This window comes from Leucobacter ruminantium, from assembly GCF_017565705.1.
In the GTDB taxonomy this organism is placed as follows: domain Bacteria; phylum Actinomycetota; class Actinomycetes; order Actinomycetales; family Microbacteriaceae; genus Leucobacter; species Leucobacter ruminantium.
This window is the reverse complement of the sequence record NZ_JAGDYL010000006.1, coordinates 45,276-62,666: the sequence shown is the minus strand read 5'-3', so window position 1 is coordinate 62,666 and position 17,391 is coordinate 45,276. Positions and strand designations below refer to the sequence as shown.

The 17,391-nt window shown below is 69.8% G+C and carries 15 protein-coding genes; 2 read left to right on the top strand and 13 right to left on the bottom strand.

Annotated features, from left to right (window positions below):
• Positions 1–5: 5 nt before the first annotated feature.
• The 7 genes from J4H91_RS04820 to J4H91_RS04790 all read right to left on the bottom strand — a co-directional run bounded on the left by J4H91_RS04820 (position 6) and on the right by J4H91_RS04790 (position 7,937).
• Positions 6–950 carry a shikimate dehydrogenase family protein gene (locus J4H91_RS04820; protein WP_341783443.1) on the bottom strand — a complete coding sequence of 315 codons (945 nt, stop codon included), beginning with the start codon at positions 948–950 and terminating at the stop codon, positions 6–8.
• Positions 943–2,049, bottom strand: coding sequence for an endolytic transglycosylase MltG (gene mltG / locus J4H91_RS04815; RefSeq protein WP_208045130.1), 1,107 nt, complete (start codon positions 2,047–2,049; stop codon positions 943–945). The genes J4H91_RS04820 and mltG overlap by 8 nt, the downstream gene beginning before the upstream one ends.
• Positions 2,046–2,540, bottom strand: coding sequence for a Holliday junction resolvase RuvX (gene ruvX, locus J4H91_RS04810; RefSeq protein ID WP_208045129.1), 495 nt, complete (start codon positions 2,538–2,540; stop codon positions 2,046–2,048). Before ruvX ends, mltG begins: the two co-directional genes overlap by 4 nt.
• Complete coding sequence (alaS, locus tag J4H91_RS04805) at positions 2,540–5,206, bottom strand: alanine--tRNA ligase (protein WP_208045128.1); 2,667 nt, start codon at positions 5,204–5,206, stop codon at positions 2,540–2,542. The genes ruvX and alaS overlap by 1 nt, the downstream gene beginning before the upstream one ends.
• A gap of 55 nt (positions 5,207–5,261) precedes the next feature.
• Positions 5,262–5,477 (bottom strand): hypothetical protein, encoded by a 216-nt coding sequence (locus tag J4H91_RS04800; RefSeq protein WP_208045127.1) that lies wholly within the window; start codon positions 5,475–5,477, stop codon positions 5,262–5,264.
• A gap of 222 nt (positions 5,478–5,699) precedes the next feature.
• Complete coding sequence (rpsD, locus tag J4H91_RS04795) at positions 5,700–6,329, bottom strand: 30S ribosomal protein S4 (protein WP_208045126.1); 630 nt, start codon at positions 6,327–6,329, stop codon at positions 5,700–5,702.
• Between the two features lie 222 nt (positions 6,330–6,551).
• Positions 6,552–7,937, bottom strand: a complete 1,386-nt coding sequence (locus J4H91_RS04790; RefSeq protein ID WP_208045282.1) for a replication-associated recombination protein A — start codon at positions 7,935–7,937, stop codon at positions 6,552–6,554.
• A 153-nt stretch (positions 7,938–8,090) separates the two neighbouring features.
• Here J4H91_RS04790 and J4H91_RS04785 point away from each other — a divergent pair, with 153 nt between their 5' ends.
• Both J4H91_RS04785 and J4H91_RS04780 read left to right on the top strand, forming a co-directional pair.
• Complete coding sequence (locus tag J4H91_RS04785; RefSeq protein ID WP_208045125.1) at positions 8,091–9,326, top strand: DUF349 domain-containing protein; 1,236 nt, start codon at positions 8,091–8,093, stop codon at positions 9,324–9,326.
• A 100-nt stretch (positions 9,327–9,426) separates the two neighbouring features.
• Positions 9,427–10,005 carry a hypothetical protein gene (locus J4H91_RS04780; protein ID WP_208045124.1) on the top strand — a complete coding sequence of 193 codons (579 nt, stop codon included), beginning with the start codon at positions 9,427–9,429 and terminating at the stop codon, positions 10,003–10,005.
• On the opposite strand, the gene J4H91_RS04775 is transcribed toward J4H91_RS04780, so the two are convergent.
• The 6 genes from J4H91_RS04775 to ruvA form a co-directional block, all read right to left on the bottom strand.
• Positions 9,995–12,241 (bottom strand): RelA/SpoT family protein, encoded by a 2,247-nt coding sequence (locus tag J4H91_RS04775; RefSeq protein WP_208045123.1) that lies wholly within the window; start codon positions 12,239–12,241, stop codon positions 9,995–9,997. The two genes, J4H91_RS04780 and J4H91_RS04775, sit on opposite strands and share 11 nt — an antisense overlap.
• A 26-nt stretch (positions 12,242–12,267) precedes the next feature.
• Positions 12,268–13,290, bottom strand: a complete 1,023-nt coding sequence (gene secF, locus J4H91_RS04770; RefSeq protein WP_208045122.1) for a protein translocase subunit SecF — start codon at positions 13,288–13,290, stop codon at positions 12,268–12,270.
• A 2-nt stretch (positions 13,291–13,292) separates the two neighbouring features.
• Entirely contained in the window at positions 13,293–15,188 is a 1,896-nt protein-coding gene (gene secD / locus J4H91_RS04765; protein WP_208045121.1) for a protein translocase subunit SecD, read from the bottom strand.
• Between the two features lie 64 nt (positions 15,189–15,252).
• A complete protein-coding gene (yajC, locus tag J4H91_RS04760) occupies positions 15,253–15,681 on the bottom strand; it encodes a preprotein translocase subunit YajC (RefSeq protein ID WP_341783442.1) in 429 nt (142 codons plus the stop codon).
• 59 nt (positions 15,682–15,740) lie between these two features.
• Complete coding sequence (gene ruvB / locus J4H91_RS04755) at positions 15,741–16,748, bottom strand: Holliday junction branch migration DNA helicase RuvB (RefSeq protein ID WP_208045120.1); 1,008 nt, start codon at positions 16,746–16,748, stop codon at positions 15,741–15,743.
• The gene (ruvA, locus tag J4H91_RS04750; RefSeq protein ID WP_208045119.1) at positions 16,745–17,374 is read right to left on the bottom strand and encodes a Holliday junction branch migration protein RuvA; all 630 of its coding nucleotides are present in this window, start codon (positions 17,372–17,374) and stop codon (positions 16,745–16,747) included. Before ruvA ends, ruvB begins: the two co-directional genes overlap by 4 nt.
• Between the last annotated feature and the right edge of the window lie 17 nt (positions 17,375–17,391).

Here is a 17,391-nt window from a genome sequence, read left to right as displayed (position 1 = left end):
GAGGACTATCCTCCCACACTCGCGGCTCGCATCGCCGCGAGCACGGACGGCTCGTCCTCGAGCGCGATGGAGGGATCGCCTCCGACGAAGATGCGCACCTGCGCGAGGGCCTGCTCCACGAGCATCTCCGTGCCCGCATGCGCGGTGCCGCCCGCGTCCCGCCAGCGCGCGGCGAGGGGCGAGGGCCAGGGATCGTAGGCGACGTCGAAGAGCGGCACCTCCGTCAGCCCCGTCGGCAGCGCGAGCTCGGCGCCCGCCGGTCCCGGAAGGGTGGAGATCACGAGCGTGGGAGACGCGATGCGCGCGTCTATGCCGGCCGCCGCGACGGCGGCGATATCGGCAATGAGATTCACCGCGTGGGGCAGGACGGTGCCCGAGACGTGGAGCGGCGAGTCCGAGCCGGGCTCGCGGGTCTCGCCGAAGCGGGCGACCAGGCGGCCGACCGCGTCGACGTTGCGGGCGACGACCTCGACGTGCCGCGCGCCGAGGCGGCGAGCGGCGAGGATCGCCGAGACGGCCGTGGCCCCCGAGCCGATCACCACGGTGCTCGTCGCGTCGAGGCCGGCGTTCGAGATCGCCATGGCGAGCCCGGCGACATCGGTGTTGAAGCCCGCCCAGCGCGGGGCGCCGCTCGTATCGCTCGCGATGCGCAGCAGGGTGTTCACCACCCCGCTCTCCTCCGCGATGGGGTCGAGCACCGTCGACAGGCGGTGCGCCTCCTCCTTCAGCGGCATCGTCACGGAGAAGCCCCTCCACTGCGGCCCTCGGGAGGCCAGGAAGTCTGCGAGCTCCGCCGCCTCGAGCTGCTGCCTGCCGTATCGCCAGTCGAGCGCGAGCCGCTCGTAGGCCGCCGCGTGGATCGCCGGCGACTTCGAGTGCGCGATCGGCGAGCCGAGCACGGCGAGGCGCTCGGCCAGCACGCCGTCCTCCTGCGGAACGGTGTCAGTCACAGCGGGTACCGCCCTGCGAGCGATGCGCCTCGCACCATTCGCCGAGCCGCGCGACCGACTCCTCGTGCTGCTCGGCGGTCTCGCTGAAGACGGTCTCGCCCGTCTCCAGGTTGATCGGCATGAAGAACATCCACGGCCCGTCGGCCGGGTGCACGGCCGCGTCGATCGCGACGTCGCCGGGGTTTCCGATCGGCCCGACGGGCAGGCCGGGGTTCGCATAGGTGTTGTAGCGGTTCGAGGCGTCGGCGCGCTCCTCGGGCGTGGTCCACACCGTGTGGGTGTTGCCGGTGCCGTAGGCGACGGTCGCGTCCGACTGCAGCAGCACGCCCTGATCGAGACGGTTCTGGAACACGCGCGCGATCTTCGGGAAGTCGTCGAGGTTCGAACCCGCCTCCCGCTGCACCACGGAGGCGAGTGTCAGCACGCGCCACTCGTCGCCCTGCGCGACGCCGTGCTCGGCGAGCGCCTGGCGCATGCGGTCGACCATCTTCTGCACGACGGAGTGCGCCGTGTCCTCCGGCTCGAAGGTGTAGGTCGCCGGGAACAGGAAGCCCTCCACGCTCGGGAACTGCGCGGGAATTCCGAACGCCGCCGGGTCGGCGATCGCCGCGTCGAACTCCTCCATCGGGATGCCGAGGATGTCGGAGGCGCGCTGCAGCGCATCCTTCGCGGCCATACCCTCGGGGATCGTGACCGTCAGCTCCATGAGGTTGGCCGGGTCCTGCAGCGCGTCGAGGGCCGCCTGCGAACTCATCTGCTGCTTCATCCGGTAGGTGCCGACCTGGAAGTCGACCTGCGGATCCTGTTCGAGCAGCAGCTCGTAGAACGCGTCGGAGGTCTTCACGACGTCCGCCTCGGCGAGGGTGTCCGCAACATCCGCGCCGACCTGGCCCGAGGTCACCGTGATGAGCACCTCGCCGTGGCCCTCGCCCTCGTAATCGTTGCTGGTCCAGCCCATCGCGAGCGAGATGCGGTCGCCGAACTGCGACCACAGGTACCCTCCCGCTGCGGCGAGGCCGCCGAGCAGCACCGCGAGCACGACGAGCGTGATCGCGATCCGCTTGCCCCTGCGCTTCGATCCCTCGCTGCGCGCGTTCATGTGCGATCTCCTTCCGCCGTGCCCGACGGCACGGCTGCGCGACCCGGCGCCTCGCCCCGCGAGCGCTCGATGTCGAGCGCGTGCTGGAGGATGACGACCGCGGCCGCCTGGTCGATGATCGACCGGGTCTGCTTCGTCTTCTTGCCCGTCTGCCGCAGCTGGCCCTGGGCCGACACGGTCGAGAGCCGCTCGTCGACCAGCCGCACCGTCACACCGGAGGGCGCGAGCCGCGCCGCGAGCCGCACCGCGAACGCCTCCGCGTCGTCGGTCGACGGCGTGCGCTCCCCCCGCAAGTTGATCGGCAGGCCGACCACGGCCTCGAAGGCTTCGAGCTCCGCGGCGATCGCCGCGATCCGCGCGATGTCGGCGTCGCCGCTCGAGTCGCGCGGCACCGTCTCGACCGGTGTCGCGAGCATGCCGTGCAGGTCGCAGCGGGCGACGCCGACGCGGGCCCTGCCCACGTCGACGCCGAGGCGCACGCCCGGCCGCACTAGCCTGCCAGGCTCCGGCGGATCTCCGCCAGAGCGTCGTCGATCTTGGAGGCGTCGGCGCCGCCGCCCTGCGCGAGGTCGGGCTTGCCGCCGCCGCCGCCGCCGAGCACCTGCGCGCCGAGCTTGGCGAGATCGCCGGCCCGCACGCCGCGATCGCGCGCGGCCTCGGTCGTCGCCGCGATGACGACGGGCTTGCCGCCGCCGTCGGCGGGCACCTCGCCGGCGAGCACGACGACCCCGGCCTCGGCGCTCAGGCGATCCCTCAGCCGCAGCGCGAGACCGCGCAGATCGTCGGCGGAGCCGACCGTGCCGAGCGAGCCGAGCACCGCGCGAACGCCGCCGATCTCCTGCGCCGCGGCGAGCAGCTCGGGAGCCCGCTGCGACAGCTTCTCGGCCTCGAGCGCCGCGATCTTCTTCTCGGCCGCGCGCAGCTGGGCGCCCAGATCCTGCACCTTCGTCACGAGCTCGGTGCGGGGCACCTTGAGCCCGCTCGTGAGCTGCTGCACGATGGCGCGCTCGGCCGCGAAGTTGCGGAACGCCTCGATGCCGACGAGCGACTCGACGCGGCGGTTAGTCGAGCCGACCGAGCTCTCCGAGATCAGGCTGATCATGCCGATCTCGGACGAACTCGCGACGTGCGTGCCCGCGCAGAGCTCGCGAGACCAGGGACCGCCGATGTCGACGACGCGCACGCGGTCGCCGTACTTCTCGCCGAACAGCGCCATCGCGCCGAGCGCCTTGGCCTCGTCGAGCGCCATCTCCCGGGTGACGACCTCGTAGTCGGAGCGGATGGCGAGGTTCGAGATTTCCTCGATCTCGCTCTTCGTCTCCGACGAGAGGGCGTCGCCGTGCGTGAAGTCGAGGCGCAGGTAGCCGGCCTTGTTGTACGAGCCCGCCTGGTGCGCGTTCGGGCCGAGCACCTCGCGCAGCGCCGCGTGCACGACGTGCGTGCCCGAGTGCGCCTGCGCAGCGCCCCGCCGGTAGTCGCGATCGACGCGGGTCTCGGCGCGCGCGTCGAGGGCCACCGTTCCGACGGTCACGCGCACGGTGTGCACGATGAGCCCGGGCACGGGCTTCTGCACGTCGAGCACCTCGGCCTCGAAGCCGTCGCCGACGATGACGCCCTGATCAGCGTCCTGGCCACCCGACTCCGCCCACAGCGAGGTCTCGGCGAGCACGAGCTCGGCGACCTGCCCCTCCTGGGCGGCCTGCACCGGGGCGCCGTCGACGACGATGCCGAGCACGCGGCTCTCGTGATCGAACTCGTCGTAGCCGACGAAGGCGGTCTCGCCGAGACCGCGCAGCTCCTTGTACACGGAGAGGTCGGCGCGCTGGCCCTTCTTCGCCTTCGCGTCGGCCTTGGCCCGGTCGCGCTGTTCCTGCATCAGACTCGCGAAGACATCGCGGTCGACCGGCACGCCGGCCTCCTCCGCGATCTCGAGCGTGAGCTCGATCGGGAAGCCGTAGGTGTCGTGCAGCAGGAACGCGGTATCGCCCGAGACCGTGGTCTCGGCCGCCTTCGCCGCCTCGATCGCGGTGTCGAGCGTCTGGCTGCCCGAGGCGAGCGTGCGGAGGAAAGCGCGCTCCTCGGCGTACGCGGTGCGCGAGATGAAGTCGAAGTCGCGCGCGACCTCGGGGTAGGCCGCCTGCATCGCGTCGCGCGACACCGGGAACAGCTCCGCGAAGCTCGGGCCGTCGACGCCGAGCAGACGCATCGAGCGGATCACGCGGCGCAGCAGGCGGCGCAGGATGTAGCCGCGGCCCTCGTTCGACGGCGTCACGCCGTCGGCGATCAGCATGAGGCCGCTGCGCACGTGGTCGGCGATGACGCGCAGGCGCACGTCGTCCTCGTGATCGGCGCCGTAGGTCTTACCCGCCAGCTCGGCCGCGCGGTCGAGCACGGGGCGCACCTGGTCGATCTCGTACATGTTGTCGACGCCCTGCTTGATGAACGCGACGCGCTCGAGCCCCATGCCGGTGTCGATGTTCTTGTTCGGCAGCTCGCCCACGATCGTGAAGTCGGTCTTCGACTTCACATCGGTGATCTGGTACTGCATGAACACGAGGTTCCAGATCTCGACGTAGCGGTCATCGTCGGTGGCGGGGCCGCCGTCGACGCCGTACTCGGGCCCGCGGTCGAAGAAGATCTCGGAGCAGGGGCCGGCGGGGCCGGGCTGGCCGGTCGACCAGTAGTTGGTGTCCATGCCGAGACGCTGGATGCGCTCCTCGGGCAGGGTCGAGTGCTGCTTCCACAGCTCGATCGCCTCGTCGTCGTCCTCGTAGACCGTCACCCAGAGATCGTCGGGCGAGAAGCCGAGGCCGCCCTCGTCCTCGCTCGTCGTGAGCAGCTCCCACGCGAACCTGATGGCCTCCTCCTTGAAGTAATCGCCGAAGGAGAAGTTGCCGCACATCTGGAAGAACGTACCGTGGCGGGGGGTCTTGCCGACCTCCTCGATGTCGTTCGTGCGGATGCACTTCTGCACGCTCGTGGCACGCGGGTACGGCGCGGGGACGAGGCCCGAGAGATAGGGCACGAACGGCACCATGCCGGCCACCGTGAACATGAGGCTCGGGTCGTCGCTCACGAGGGACGCCGAGGGCACGACGGTGTGTCCGCGCCTCTCGAAGAAGTCGAGCCAACGGCGGTGGATTTCAGCGGTCTGCATCGTGATCCTATTCGTGGTCCGTCGAGGATCCCTGACGAGGGATCCGGGTACGTCTTTACTGCTGCTTCGCGTCGGCCGGGGTATCGGCCGCCCCTTCGCCCGTCGCCTGCGCCTCGACGTCGTGATAGCCGGCCGCGAAGGCGCGGCCGAACTCGTCGACCCCGCGATTCAGCCGGTCGAAGAACCGCCGACCCTCCGGGGTCCGGTTCACGAAGTGGGCGGCCACGAATCCGAGCGCCACACCGCTCAACAGCCACATCAGCTTGCGCATGTTCCGTTCCTCCTGGCGACATCGGGCGCAGCGATGACCGCCGCGCGTGAAAGCACCCCTCAAGCTTAGCGGTTGGGGTGAGCGCAGCCCGGGAATACGGCGAGGGGCGCCGGAGTGAAAACTCCGACGCCCCTCGTGCGGCGACTCGTCGCCCGGCGAGCTGCGCAGGCTCTGCTTGTCGGTACTACTAGCGAGCTGCGTAGGCTGCGCTTGCCGGTACTACTAGCGAGCTGCGTAGTACTCGACCACGAGCTGCACCTCGCAGGTCACGGGGACCTCGGCGCGCTTCGGGCGGCGCACCAGGCGGGCCTGGAGCTTGTCGAGCTCGACCTCGAGGTAGCCGGGAACGTTGGGCAGCACCTCGGCGTGACCGCCGGCAGCGGCGACCTGGAAGGGCTCGAGACCCTCCGAGCGCTCCTTGACGTGGATGAGCTGACCCGGCTTCACGCGGAACGACGGGCGGTCGACGATCTTGCCGTCGACGAGGATGTGGCGGTGCACGACGAGCTGGCGGGCCTGCGCGGTGGTGCGGGCGAAGCCGGCGCGCAGCACGAGCGCGTCGAGGCGCATCTCGAGCAGCTCGACCAGGTTCTCACCGGTCAGGCCGTCCTGACGACGCGCCTCCTTGAAGGCGATGACGAGCTGCTTCTCGCGGATGCCGTACTGGGCCCGGAGACGCTGCTTCTCGCGCAGGCGGACGGCGTAGTCGCTGTCGCTCTTGCGCTTGGTGCGGCCGTGCTGGCCGGGGCCGTAGGGGCGCTTCTCGAGGTAGCGCGCGGCCTTCGGGGTGAGGGCGATGCCGAGCGAGCGGCTCAGGCGGGTCTTGGAACGGGTACGCGACGTAGTCGACACGTGGATCCTTTCGGGTTTCTGTGCATATCGCCGCCCGGCGGGCGGCGTGTTCTCTCGGCCTTGCTGCGCCCGCATCAACTGGTGATGCACGCGACGCAGCGAACCGTCTTCGGTGAGGGAACGACCAGTGCAGAAACCCGGCTACAGGGCGCCTGCCGCCCTCCGCCCGTCTGCAGCCTGCGACGAGCGGGGCGTTGGCCAGCGTCTAGCTTAGCAGATGCCTCACGCGCCGCGAGTGATGCGGCGGATCTTCTCGAGACGCTCGGAGACCTCGCGCTCGTTGCCGTGCTGCGTCGGAGCGTAGTAGACCTTATCGCGCAGTTCGTCGGGCAGATACTGCTGGGTCGAGACCCCGCGCGGGTCGCTGTGGGGGTAGCGGTAGCCCTTGCCGTGCCCCATGCGCTTCGCTCCCGGGTAGTGGGCGTCGCGCAGATGCTTGGGCACGAGGCCGAAGCGGCCGGCCTTCACGTCGGCGATCGCCGCGTCGATCGCCGTGATGATGGCATTCGACTTCGGCGCGGTCGCGATGTAGACGGTCGCCTCGGCGAGCGGAATCCGTGCCTCGGGCAGCCCGATGAGCTGCGTGGCCTCGGCCGCGGCGACGGCGACCTGCAGCGCACGGGGATCGGCCATGCCCACGTCTTCGGCGGCGTGTACCATGAGACGACGGGCGATGAAGCGCGGGTCCTCCCCCGCCTCGATCATGCGGGCGAGATAGTGCAGCGCGGCGTCGGGGTCGGATCCGCGCATCGATTTGATGAAGGCGCTGATCACGTCGTAGTGCTGATCGCCGTTGCGGTCGTAGCGCAGCAGCGCGCGGTCGACCGACGCCGACACGATCTCGGCCGTGACGAGTGCGGGAGCAGCGGTTCCCTCGCCGCCCGCGCGAGCGCCGCTCCGCTCCTCCTCGTCGCCCTCGTCGTGCTCGTCGTCGCGGTTCTCGCCCGACTCGTCCTCGCCGGACGCGTCGCGAGGCCCAGCCGCGGTGCGCGCCGACATCGCGGCGGCCTCGAGGCTCGTGAGCGCGCGTCTCGCGTCTCCGGAAGCGAGCTGCACGAGCGCCTCGAGCGCCTCGTCTTCGAGGACCACCGAACTCGCGAGACCCCGAGCGTCATCGACCGCGCGCCGCAGCAGCGTGCGGAGGTCGTCGTCGGTCAGCGGCTCGAGTGTGAGCAGCAGCGAGCGCGAGAGCAGCGGGCTGATCACCGAGAACGACGGGTTCTCGGTCGTGGCCGCCACGAGCGTCACCCAGCCGTTCTCGACGCCGGGCAGCAGCGCATCCTGCTGCGCCTTCGTGAAGCGGTGGATCTCGTCGAGGAAGAGCACGGTCGCGACGCCGAAGAGATCGCGGTCGTTCAGCGCCTTCTCCATGACCGTGCGCACGTCTTTGATGCCGGCCGTGACCGCCGAGAGCTCGACGAATCTGCGCCCGCTCGAGTGCGCGATCGCCTGGGCCAGCGTCGTCTTGCCGGTGCCGGGCGGTCCCCACAGGATGATCGAGACGGCGCCGGCCCCCTGATCGCCCTCCGCCGCGAGCACGCGCAACGGGGAGCCGGGCCGCAGCAGATGCTGCTGCCCCACGACCTCGTCGAGGGATCGCGGACGCATCCGCACCGCGAGCGGGGCGGTGGGCGCAGGCAGGGCTCTCGAATCCACGCCCCCATGGTATCCGCCACCCCCGACAATGCGGCTGTGGCATAGTGGAGGGGTCTATTCCGTACGGTCGGCGCTGCCCGGCCCACACACGACAGGTGATCAACCGTGAGTGCTGCGAGCAATGAAACGCCCTGGGGCCGAGTCGACGAGGACCGCACGGTCTACGTGCGCGAGGGCGAGGGCGAACGCGCCGTCGGTTCCTTCCCCGACGGCACCCCCGAAGAGGCCCTCGCCTACTTCGAGCGCAAGTTCGCCGACCTCGAGGGTCAGGTGACGCTGCTCGAGGCCCGCATCGCCCGCGGCACCGCCGACGCCTCGGCCGCAGACACCGTCGCGAAGCTCCGCGAACAGCTCGTCGAGCCGGCCGCCGTCGGCGACATCGCCTCGCTGCGGGAGCGCGTCGAGAAGCTCACCGCGAAGACCGCCGAGCTCAGCGAGAAGCAGCAGGCCGAGCGCGAGGCCGCTCGCCAGGAGGCCATTGCAAAGCGCGAGGCCATCGCCGTCGAGGCGGAGCGCCTCGCAGCGCAGCCCGAGGCCTCGATCCGCTGGAAGGACACCAGTCAGGCGTTCGAGAACCTCTTCTCGGAGTGGCAGGCCTCGCAGCGCAGCGGGCCGCAGATCCCGAAGGCGCAGGCCGACGCGCTGTGGAAGCGCTTCCGCTCGGCGCGACAGTCGTTCGACTCGGCCCGCCGCGCCCACTTCGCCCAGATGGACGCGAACAACAAAGACGTGAAGCAGCGCAAGGAGCGCATCATCGCCGCCGCCGAGGCGCTCGCCCCGAAGGGCATCGAGGGCATCCCCGCCTACCGAGCGCTGCTCGACGAGTGGAAGGCGGCGGGCCGCGCCAGCCGCAAGCTCGACGACCAGCTGTGGGCGCGCTTCAAGGCCGCGGGCGATGTGCTCTACGAGGCGAAGGCCGCAGAGGTCGCGCAGACCAACGAGGAGTACGCGGCGAACCTCACTGCGAAGCAGGAGCTGCTCGACGGCGCCGACCCGATCCTGCAGGAGAGGGATCATGCGAAGGCGCGCAAGCTGCTCACCGAGGTGCAGTTGAAGTGGGACGAGATCGGCCGCGTGCCGCGCGAGGCCCTGCGCGAGGTCGAAGGTCGCCTGCGCAAGATCGAAGATCACGTCAAGCAGCTGGAAGACGAGCACTGGCGCAAGACGAACCCCGAGACGAAGGCGCGCAGCGAAGGCCTCAGGGGTCAGCTCGAGGCCTCGATCGCCGAGCTCGAGACCGAGCTCGCAGCCGCCCAGTCATCGGGCGACGCGAAGGCCGCGGCCGACGCCGAGGCCAAGCTCGAGACTCAGCGCTCGTGGCTGGCCGCGATCGGAGACTGATCTTCCTCCCCAGCCCGGGGATCGCGCCCTCGGGTGCGAGTTATCCACAACTCGCACCCGAGCGGTGGCGTGCCCCCGATGCATCGGAGAGCATGGGGACATGTCTGGCGTCCCCGCTCCCCCGATCCCGCCGAGGCTCGACCGCTGGCCCGCCGCGGTGCGGTCGGCCGAGCTGCTACGAGGCGCCGCCGTTCGCTGCGGGCCCGGCGTGCGCCTCATCTCCTGGCCCGAGACGCCGGCCGTTCGCGCCGCCGCGATCTCACGCGCCTTCGAGCACGATCGGGTCGCCGCGCGTCTGACCGCGGCCTGGATCTGGGGTGCCGCCCGCGAGCCGGGAACGCCGCTCAGGTTCATCGCGAGCCGCGGCAGGCTGCTCGGCGACATGATGCGAGTGGGGATCGCCGTGCACGAGTACCGCCTGGAGGGATCGGAGATCGCCGAGGTCGGCGGCCTCCGCGTCACCACTCCCGTGCGCACCGTCTACGATCTGCTGCGCGCCCAGCATCTCGGCAGGCGGGAGCTCGTCGCCTGCCGCTGCCTCCTCGGACGCAACGGGGTCCGCGCGGGCCTGAGCGCCTTCATCGCCGCCCGCAGCCGGCCGCACGATGAGCGGGTGCGCCTCCGTCTCGAGGATCTGCGACCGGGTGGCCTATCGGCCCGCCGACCCGTCAGCTCGTGATGCGGTAGACGTCGTAGACCCCGTCGATGCGGCGCACCGCGTTGAGCACGTGGTCGAGGTGGGTGGCGTTCGCCATCTCGAAGACGAAGCGGCTGATCGCGAGCCTCGAGCTCGACGTGTTCACCGAGGCCGAGAGGATGTTCACGTGATGGTCGGAGAGCGTGCGTGTGACATCGGAGAGCAGGCCGGAGCGGTCGAGCGCCTCGACCTGGATCTGCACGAGGAAGACGCTCTTCGACGTCGGCGCCCACTCCACATCGACCACGCGGTCCTGCTGCTTCTGCAGCTCCTGGAAGTTGTGGCAGTCGGTGCGGTGCACCGAGACGCCCTGACCCTTCGTCACGAAGCCCTTGATGTCGTCTCCCGGCACAGGGGTGCAGCACTTCGCGAGCTTCGCCAGCACGTCCGAAGCGCCCTTCACCACGACGCCGCTCGAGTCGGCCGCCTTGCTCGGACGGGGCGCGTCGATGATCGGAAGCGTCGAGAGCGCGGGCTCCGTCGAGGCCTGCTCGTCGAAGACGAGGGCGGAGACCTTCTCGATCACCGACTGGGCCGACACGTGCCCCTCGCCCACGGCGGCGTAGAGCGCCGTCACGTCTGCGTAGCGCAGCTGCAGCGCGACCTGCTGCAGCGCCTCCGAGTTCAGCACCTGGTGCAGGGGCAGCCCCTGCTTGCGCAGCGCCTTCGTGATCTCGATCTTGCCGGTCTCGGCGGCCTCCTCGCGGCGCTCCTTGGTGAACCACTGCCGGATCTTGTTCTGCGCGCGCTTGCTCTTGACGAAGTGCAGCCAGTCCTTGTTCGGACCGGCCTCGGGATCCTTCGAGGTGAACACCTCGACGACGTCGCCGTTCTGCAGCTCGGTCTCGAGCGGCACCAGCCGGCCGTTGACACGCGCGCCCATCGTGCGATGGCCCACCTCCGTATGCACGGCGTAGGCGAAGTCGACGGTCGTGCCGCCGTCCGGAAGCCCGATGACGCGGCCCTTCGGCGTGAAGACGTAGACCTCCTTCGCGCCGATCTCGTAGCGCAGGGCATCGAGGAACTCGCTCGGATCCTCGGTCTCCGCCTGCCAGTCGGAGATGTGTGCGAGCCACGCCATGTCGTTCGAACTCGGCGCCGAACCAGACTGGCGCTGCTTGTACTTCCAGTGGGCGGCGACGCCGTACTCCGCGCGCTGGTGCATCTCCACCGTGCGGATCTGGATCTCGACCGCACGCCCGTCGGGTCCGATGACGGTCGTGTGCAGCGACTGGTAGAGGTTGAACTTCGGAGTCGCGATGTAGTCCTTGAAACGACCGGGGATCGGCGTCCAGCGGGCGTGTACGGCCCCCAGCACCGCGTAGCAGTCGCGGATCGAGTTCACGAGCACGCGGATGCCGACGAGGTCGTAGATATCGTCGAAGTCGCGGCCGCGCACGATCATCTTCTGATAGATCGAGTAGAGCTCCTTCGGCCGGCCGGTGACCTCTCCGCGGATCCGCGCGTCGCGCAGATCGGCCTCGATCGAGCCGATCACGAGGCCGACGAGCTCGTCGCGCTGCGGGTTGCGCTGGCTCACCAGATTCTCGATCTCGGCGTAGAGCTTCGGTTTGAGCACCGCGAACGAGAGATCCTCGAGCTCCGACTTGATCGACTGGATGCCGAGGCGGTGAGCGAGCGGCGCGTAGATCTCGAGGGTCTCCTGCGCCTTGCGCTTGGCGGAGTCGCCCGGTACGAAGCCCCAGGTGCGGGCGTTGTGGAGGCGGTCTGCGAGCTTGATGACGAGCACGCGGATGTCCTTCGACATCGCGACGACCATCTTGCGCACGGTCTCCGCCTGCGCGGAGTCGCCGTACTTCACCTTGTCGAGCTTCGTGACGCCGTCGACCAGCATCGCGATCTCCTCGCCGAACTCGGCGGTGAGCTGCTCGAGCGAGTAGTCGGTGTCCTCTACCGTGTCATGCAGCAGCGCTGCGGCGATCGCCACAGGGGCGACGCCGAGATCGGCGAGGATCTGCGCGACCGCGATCGGGTGCGTGATGTAGGGCTCGCCGCTGCGGCGCTTCTGTCCGCGGTGCGACCGCTCGGCGACGACGTACGCCTGCTCGATGACCGAGAGGTCGGCGCGCGGGTGGTTGCCGCGCACCGTGCGCACCAGCTGATCGACCGCTCCCGGCGAGCCGCCGCGGGAGAAGATCCTGGGCACGAGGCGGCGCAGCGAAACAGTGCTGTTCGAGCTCGTATCATGCGTCGCCACGGCCCACCTCCTCGTCTCGAATTAAGCTACACCCTCTCCTCGGCGAGCTGCGAATCGGCGCGCGCCCCGCGATCCCTCGCCTTCAGCACGCGCTGGTCGTGGGCCTTCACCGAGGCGTCACCCGCGCGCAGCTGAGCGTAGACCGGAGCCGCGATGAAGATGGTCGAGTAGGCCCCGACAAGGATGCCGATGAAGAGCGCCAGCGAGATGTCGCGGAGGGTGCCCGCGCCGAGTACGAAGGCGCCGATGAACAGGATCGAGCCCACCGGCAGCAGCGCGACGACCGAGGTGTTGATCGAGCGGACGAGGGTCTGGTTCACGCCCAGATTGATCGCCTCCCCGAAGGTGCGGTCGCCGAGCGCGTCCGACCTCGTGTTCTCGCGGATCTTGTCGAACACCACGACGGTGTCGTAGAGCGAGTAACCGAGGATCGTGAGGAATCCGATCATCGCGGCCGGCGTGATCTCGAAGCCCGAGAGGCCGTAGATGCCCGCGGTGATGATGAGATCGTGGAAGAGCGCCGCCATCGCCGCGAGCGACATCTTCCAGGTGCGGAAGTAGATCGCCATGACGAGGGCCGCGAGCAGGATGAACACGATCAGCGCGATGACCGCCTGTCGCGTGATGTCCTGCCCCCAGGCCGGCCCGATGTAGGAGTAGGTGACCTCGCTCGCATCGATGCCGTAGGCCTTCGCCAGGGCGGCGGTGACCTCCTGGTTCTCCGAATCCGAGAGAGCCTCGGTCTGCACGCGGATGTCGGTCGGGCCGAGCTGCGAGATGCGGGGAGCGCTCGACGGCAGCACCTCGGACACTGCCCGCTGCGCCGTGTCGGGGTTGCGGTCCGTGCTCTCCGAGAGGTGCACCTGGAACTGGCTTCCGCCCGTGAACTCGATGCCGAACGCGAAGCCGCCGCGCATGATCGGTCCGAGAACCGAGATCACGATGAGCACCACCGAGATGAGGTACCAGGTCTTGCGGCGACCGATGAAGTTGATCGACTTCTCACCGGTGTACAGAGCGTTGCCGAAATCGGCGAATGAGCGAGCCATCTCTAGCTCTCCTTTCCGGTGGTGGCGGCGTCTTCCGGAACCCGGTCGCCCGAGCCGGCCGCCTCTGCGGCCTTCCGCTCGGCGATCGTCTGGCGACGCTCGGCCTCGGCGCGGCTGCGCTGGTTCTTCTTGCCCGCGCCCTTGCCCGAGACCTCCGGAGCGCGGAACTGCATGCGACCCCGGTAGACGGTTCCGAGCTGACGGGGATCGAGGCCCGAGAAGCGATGCCCCTCGCGGTAGAAGCGGGTGCGCGCGAGCAGCACCAGCATCGGATGGGTGAACAGCGCGACGACCACCACGTCGACCAGGGTCGTGAGGCCGAGCGTGAACGCGAAGCCCTTGACGTTGCCGACCGCGAGGATGAACAGGATCGCGGCTGCGAGGAAGTTCACGCCGTCGGAGGCGAGCACCGTGCGCAGCGCGCGCTTCCAGCCGTTCTCGACCGCGCCTTCGATCGAGTGCCCGTCGCGCAGCGCGTCGCGGATGCGCTCGAAGTAGACGATGAACGAGTCGGCGGTGAAGCCGACCGCGACGATGATGCCCGCGACGCCCGCGAGCGACAGGCGGTAGCCCTGCCGCCAGGAGAAGAACGTGAGCAGCAGATAGGTGAGCACGGCGGCGATGGCCAGCGACGCGATCGTGACCGAGGCGAGCGCGCGGTACTGGAAGAGCGAGTACACGACGACGAGCAGCAGACCGATGAGGCCCGCGAGCAGGCCGGCCTGCAGCTGGTTCGAACCGAGCGTCGCCGAGATGTCCTCCTGGCTCTGCACGGTGAATCCGATGGGCAGCGCGCCGAACTTGAGCTGGTCGGCGAGAGCCTTCGAGGACTCCTGGGTGAAGCCGCCGCTGATCGACGGGCGGCCGTCGAGGATCTGGCCCTGCATCGTCGGAGCCGAGAGCACCTGACCGTCGAGCACGAAGGCGAACTGGTTCTGGGGCTCGGGGGCACCGAAGAGTCGGGTGCTGATCTTGCCGAAGGTATCGGCGCCCTTCTTGTTCATGGTGAGCTGCACGACCCACTCGCCCGTGGTGGCGCCCGTCTGGGTCGTGGCCATCTGGGAGACCGCGTCGGTGATGACGTCTCCCCCGAGCTCCACGGGTCCGAGGATGTACTTCAGCTGACCGGAGTTGTCGCAGGTGATGAGCGGCCGATCCGACTGCGCGTTCCGGGCGTCGAGCGCCTCCTCGGAGTCGCAGGTGAAGTCGGTGAACTGCTGCTGCAGCGCCGGCGTGAGCCACTCGAGGTCGCCGGCCCCCTTCGGCAGCGGGTCGGGGTAGAGATCGGCGGGCTCCTCCTGCTCGGCCGTGTCCGAGCCCTTCTCCGCCTGATCCTTCTCGGCTTCCGCCTTCTCGGCCTCCTCGGCTTTGGTCTTCTCGGCCGCCGTCTCCTTCTCGGCCTCGTCCGTCTTCGCGGCGGCCTCATCCGCCTTGGCAGCGTCGCCTTCCTCCGCGGGCGAGGCCTCGGCGCCGTCCGCGGACTCCTCCGTCTGCGCGGGGGCGCTCAGGTCGACGGCGAGAACGGGTCGGAAGTCGAGCTTCGCCGAGGCCTCGATGCGCTGCAGCGTCGCCTCGTCCACCTTGCCGGGGATCGACACCGAGATGTTCCGGTTGCCCTGAGTGGTGATCTCGGCCTCGGAGACACCCGCGGCGTCCACGCGCTGACGGATGATCGACACCGCCTGCTGCAACTGCTCGCCGCTGACCGCCTGACCGTCGGTCTGCTCGGCCGCGAGCAGCACCTGCGTGCCGCCCTGCAGGTCGAGCGCCAGTTTGGGGGTCCAGGTCGCGTTGCTGCGGAACACTCCGAGGGCGATCAGACCGGCGAGGCCGACGACGATGACCAGGAGGAGGACCAGGGAACGGCGCGCTTTGCGCACGGCTGGTGTGGAGGCCAAAACGTAACTGCTTTCTCTACATGCGGAACTGGCCGCGGGCCGAGCGCCCGCGGCCGACGAGGCGTCAGGCCTTGGGCTTCTCCGAGCCGTCCTCGTCATCGGCGTCGCGATCGGCCGCGGGCTTCTCGGCGTCGAGGTCGATCACGGGCTCCGCCGCGGTCTCCTCGCGCGAGATGCGCTCGCCGAACTCCGGATCGTCGTCGGGCGCGAGCTCCCCCTCGCTCGCGTCGGCCTCGACCGGCTTCACGACCTGGGCGATGGCACTGCGGTGCACGACGATCGTCGAGTCGCCGCTGCGCACGGTCGCACGGTTCTCCTCCTCGTCGATCGACTCGATCGTCGCGAAGATGCCCGACTGCAGCATCACCTCGGCACCGGGCCGCAGCGAGTTCTGCAGCTCCTGCATCGCCTGCTGACGCTTCTTGCCGTTGCGGAACATGAAGAAGATCAGGACTGCGATGAGTCCGAACATGATGATGGTAATCGGGTCCACGGTGGTCCTTTCGAAGGGTGAGCGCGCTGTAGCGCACAGACCCGACAAGCTTACCCCGATCAGACTGAGAACAGGTGCTCGGGGATCTCGGCCCCGACGTGCTGCCACCCCAGACGCGTCGCCACGCGTCCGCGAGAGGTGCGCGTGAGCAACCCCGCGCGCACCAGGAAGGGCTCGACGACGGCCTCGATGGTCTCCGCCTCCTCGCCGACGGAGACGGCGAGATTCGAGAGCCCCACCGGCCCGCCGCCGAAGCGCTCGACGACCGCGGCGAGCACCTCGCGGTCGAGTCGGTCGAGACCGTGCTGGTCGACGTCGTACAGCGTGAGGGCGGCGCGCACGGACTCGGTGTCTCCCGGTGTCTCGTGCACGAGGCAGTAGTCGCGCACCCGGCGCAGCAACCGGTTCGCGATGCGCGGCGTGCCGCGGGAGCGGCCCGCGATCTCCTCGACGCCCTGATCCGAGATGTCGAACTCGAGCAGACGGGCCGCGCGGCGGATCACGCTCGACAGCTCGTCGTCGGAGTAGAACTCGAGGTGCGCCGTGAAGCCGAAGCGATCGCGCAGCGGGTTGGGCAGGAGCCCGGCGCGCGTGGTGGCGCCGACGAGCGTGAACGGCGACAGCTCGAGCGGCACGGAGGTCGCGCCCGCGCCCTTGCCGACCATGATGTCGATCTTGAAATCCTCCATCGCGAGATAGAGCATCTCCTCGGCGCTGCGCGCCATGCGGTGGATCTCGTCGATGAACAGCACCTCGCCGGGCGTCAGCGCGGAGAGCACAGCCGCGAGATCGCCCGCGTGCTGGATCGCGGGGCCCGACGTCTGGTGCAGCGGCTTGTCGAGCTCGGAGGCCACGATCATCGAGAGCGTCGTCTTGCCGAGGCCGGGAGGGCCTGCGAGCAGGATGTGGTCGGGCGTGTGCTGCCGCAGCGTGGCGGCGTCGAGCAGCAGACCGAGCTGGCGTCGCACCTTCGACTGCCCGACGAACTCGGCGAGCGTCGCGGGGCGAAGCGCGCCCTCGTACCCCTGCTCCGAGGGTGCGGCCTGCGGCGACAGCTCGCCGCTCATCGAGCCGCCCTCGCTCCCGCACGGCCGCCCTGCAGCAGCGCGAGCGCCGCCCGCAGCAGACCGGAGCTGTCGGCCGGGGCGCCGGCGCCGAGCGCGTCCTGCACCGCTTGCCCGGCATCCGATTCGCTCCAGCCGAGACCGACCAGGCCCTCCGTCACCGCAGCGGCCACGGCGGCCACGGGGTCAGCGGGTGCGGCCTCCGCGGATCCCTCGCCCGCGAAAGCGGCCTCGGGCAGCTTGCCCGCGAGCGAGACCGCGATGAGCTTCGCGGTCTTGGGGCCGATGCCCGAGACCTTGCGGAACGGCTTCTCGTCTTCGGCTGCGACGGCCCGCACGACCTCGCGCGGGCTGAGCGCCGAGAGCACGCCGAGCGCGCTGCGCGGCCCCACGCCCGAGACCGCGATGAGGTGCCCGAAGACCTCGAGCTCTTCCGGGGTCGGGAACCCGAAGAGCGTCAGCGAATCCTCGCGCACCACGAGCGAGGTGTGGAGAGCGGCCTGCTCCCCCGGATGGAACTGAGGGATCCTGCCGCTCGGCACCTCGACGCGCATGCCGATGCCGCCGATCTCCACCACCACCCAGCCGGCGCCGGCCGTCAGCACCTGTCCGCGAATCGAAGCAATCACAGTTTCAGCCTAGAGCG

What these genes read in the sequence shown, in the direction of transcription:
- J4H91_RS04800 (WP_208045127.1), bottom strand. Translation starts at nt 5,477, where the DNA reads ATGCGCAAGCTGATGTGGCTGTTGAGCGGTGTGGCGCTCGGATTCGTG.
- J4H91_RS04790 (WP_208045282.1), bottom strand. Translation starts at nt 7,937, where the DNA reads ATGCGTCCGCGATCCCTCGACGAGGTCGTGGGGCAGCAGCATCTGCTG.
- alaS (WP_208045128.1), bottom strand. Translation starts at nt 5,206, where the DNA reads ATGCAGACCGCTGAAATCCACCGCCGTTGGCTCGACTTCTTCGAGAGG.
- mltG (WP_208045130.1), bottom strand. Translation starts at nt 2,049, where the DNA reads ATGAACGCGCGCAGCGAGGGATCGAAGCGCAGGGGCAAGCGGATCGCG.
- secF (WP_208045122.1), bottom strand. Translation starts at nt 13,290, where the DNA reads ATGGCTCGCTCATTCGCCGATTTCGGCAACGCTCTGTACACCGGTGAG.
- ruvB (WP_208045120.1), bottom strand. Translation starts at nt 16,748, where the DNA reads ATGAGCGGCGAGCTGTCGCCGCAGGCCGCACCCTCGGAGCAGGGGTAC.
- J4H91_RS04780 (WP_208045124.1), top strand. Translation starts at nt 9,427, where the DNA reads ATGTCTGGCGTCCCCGCTCCCCCGATCCCGCCGAGGCTCGACCGCTGG.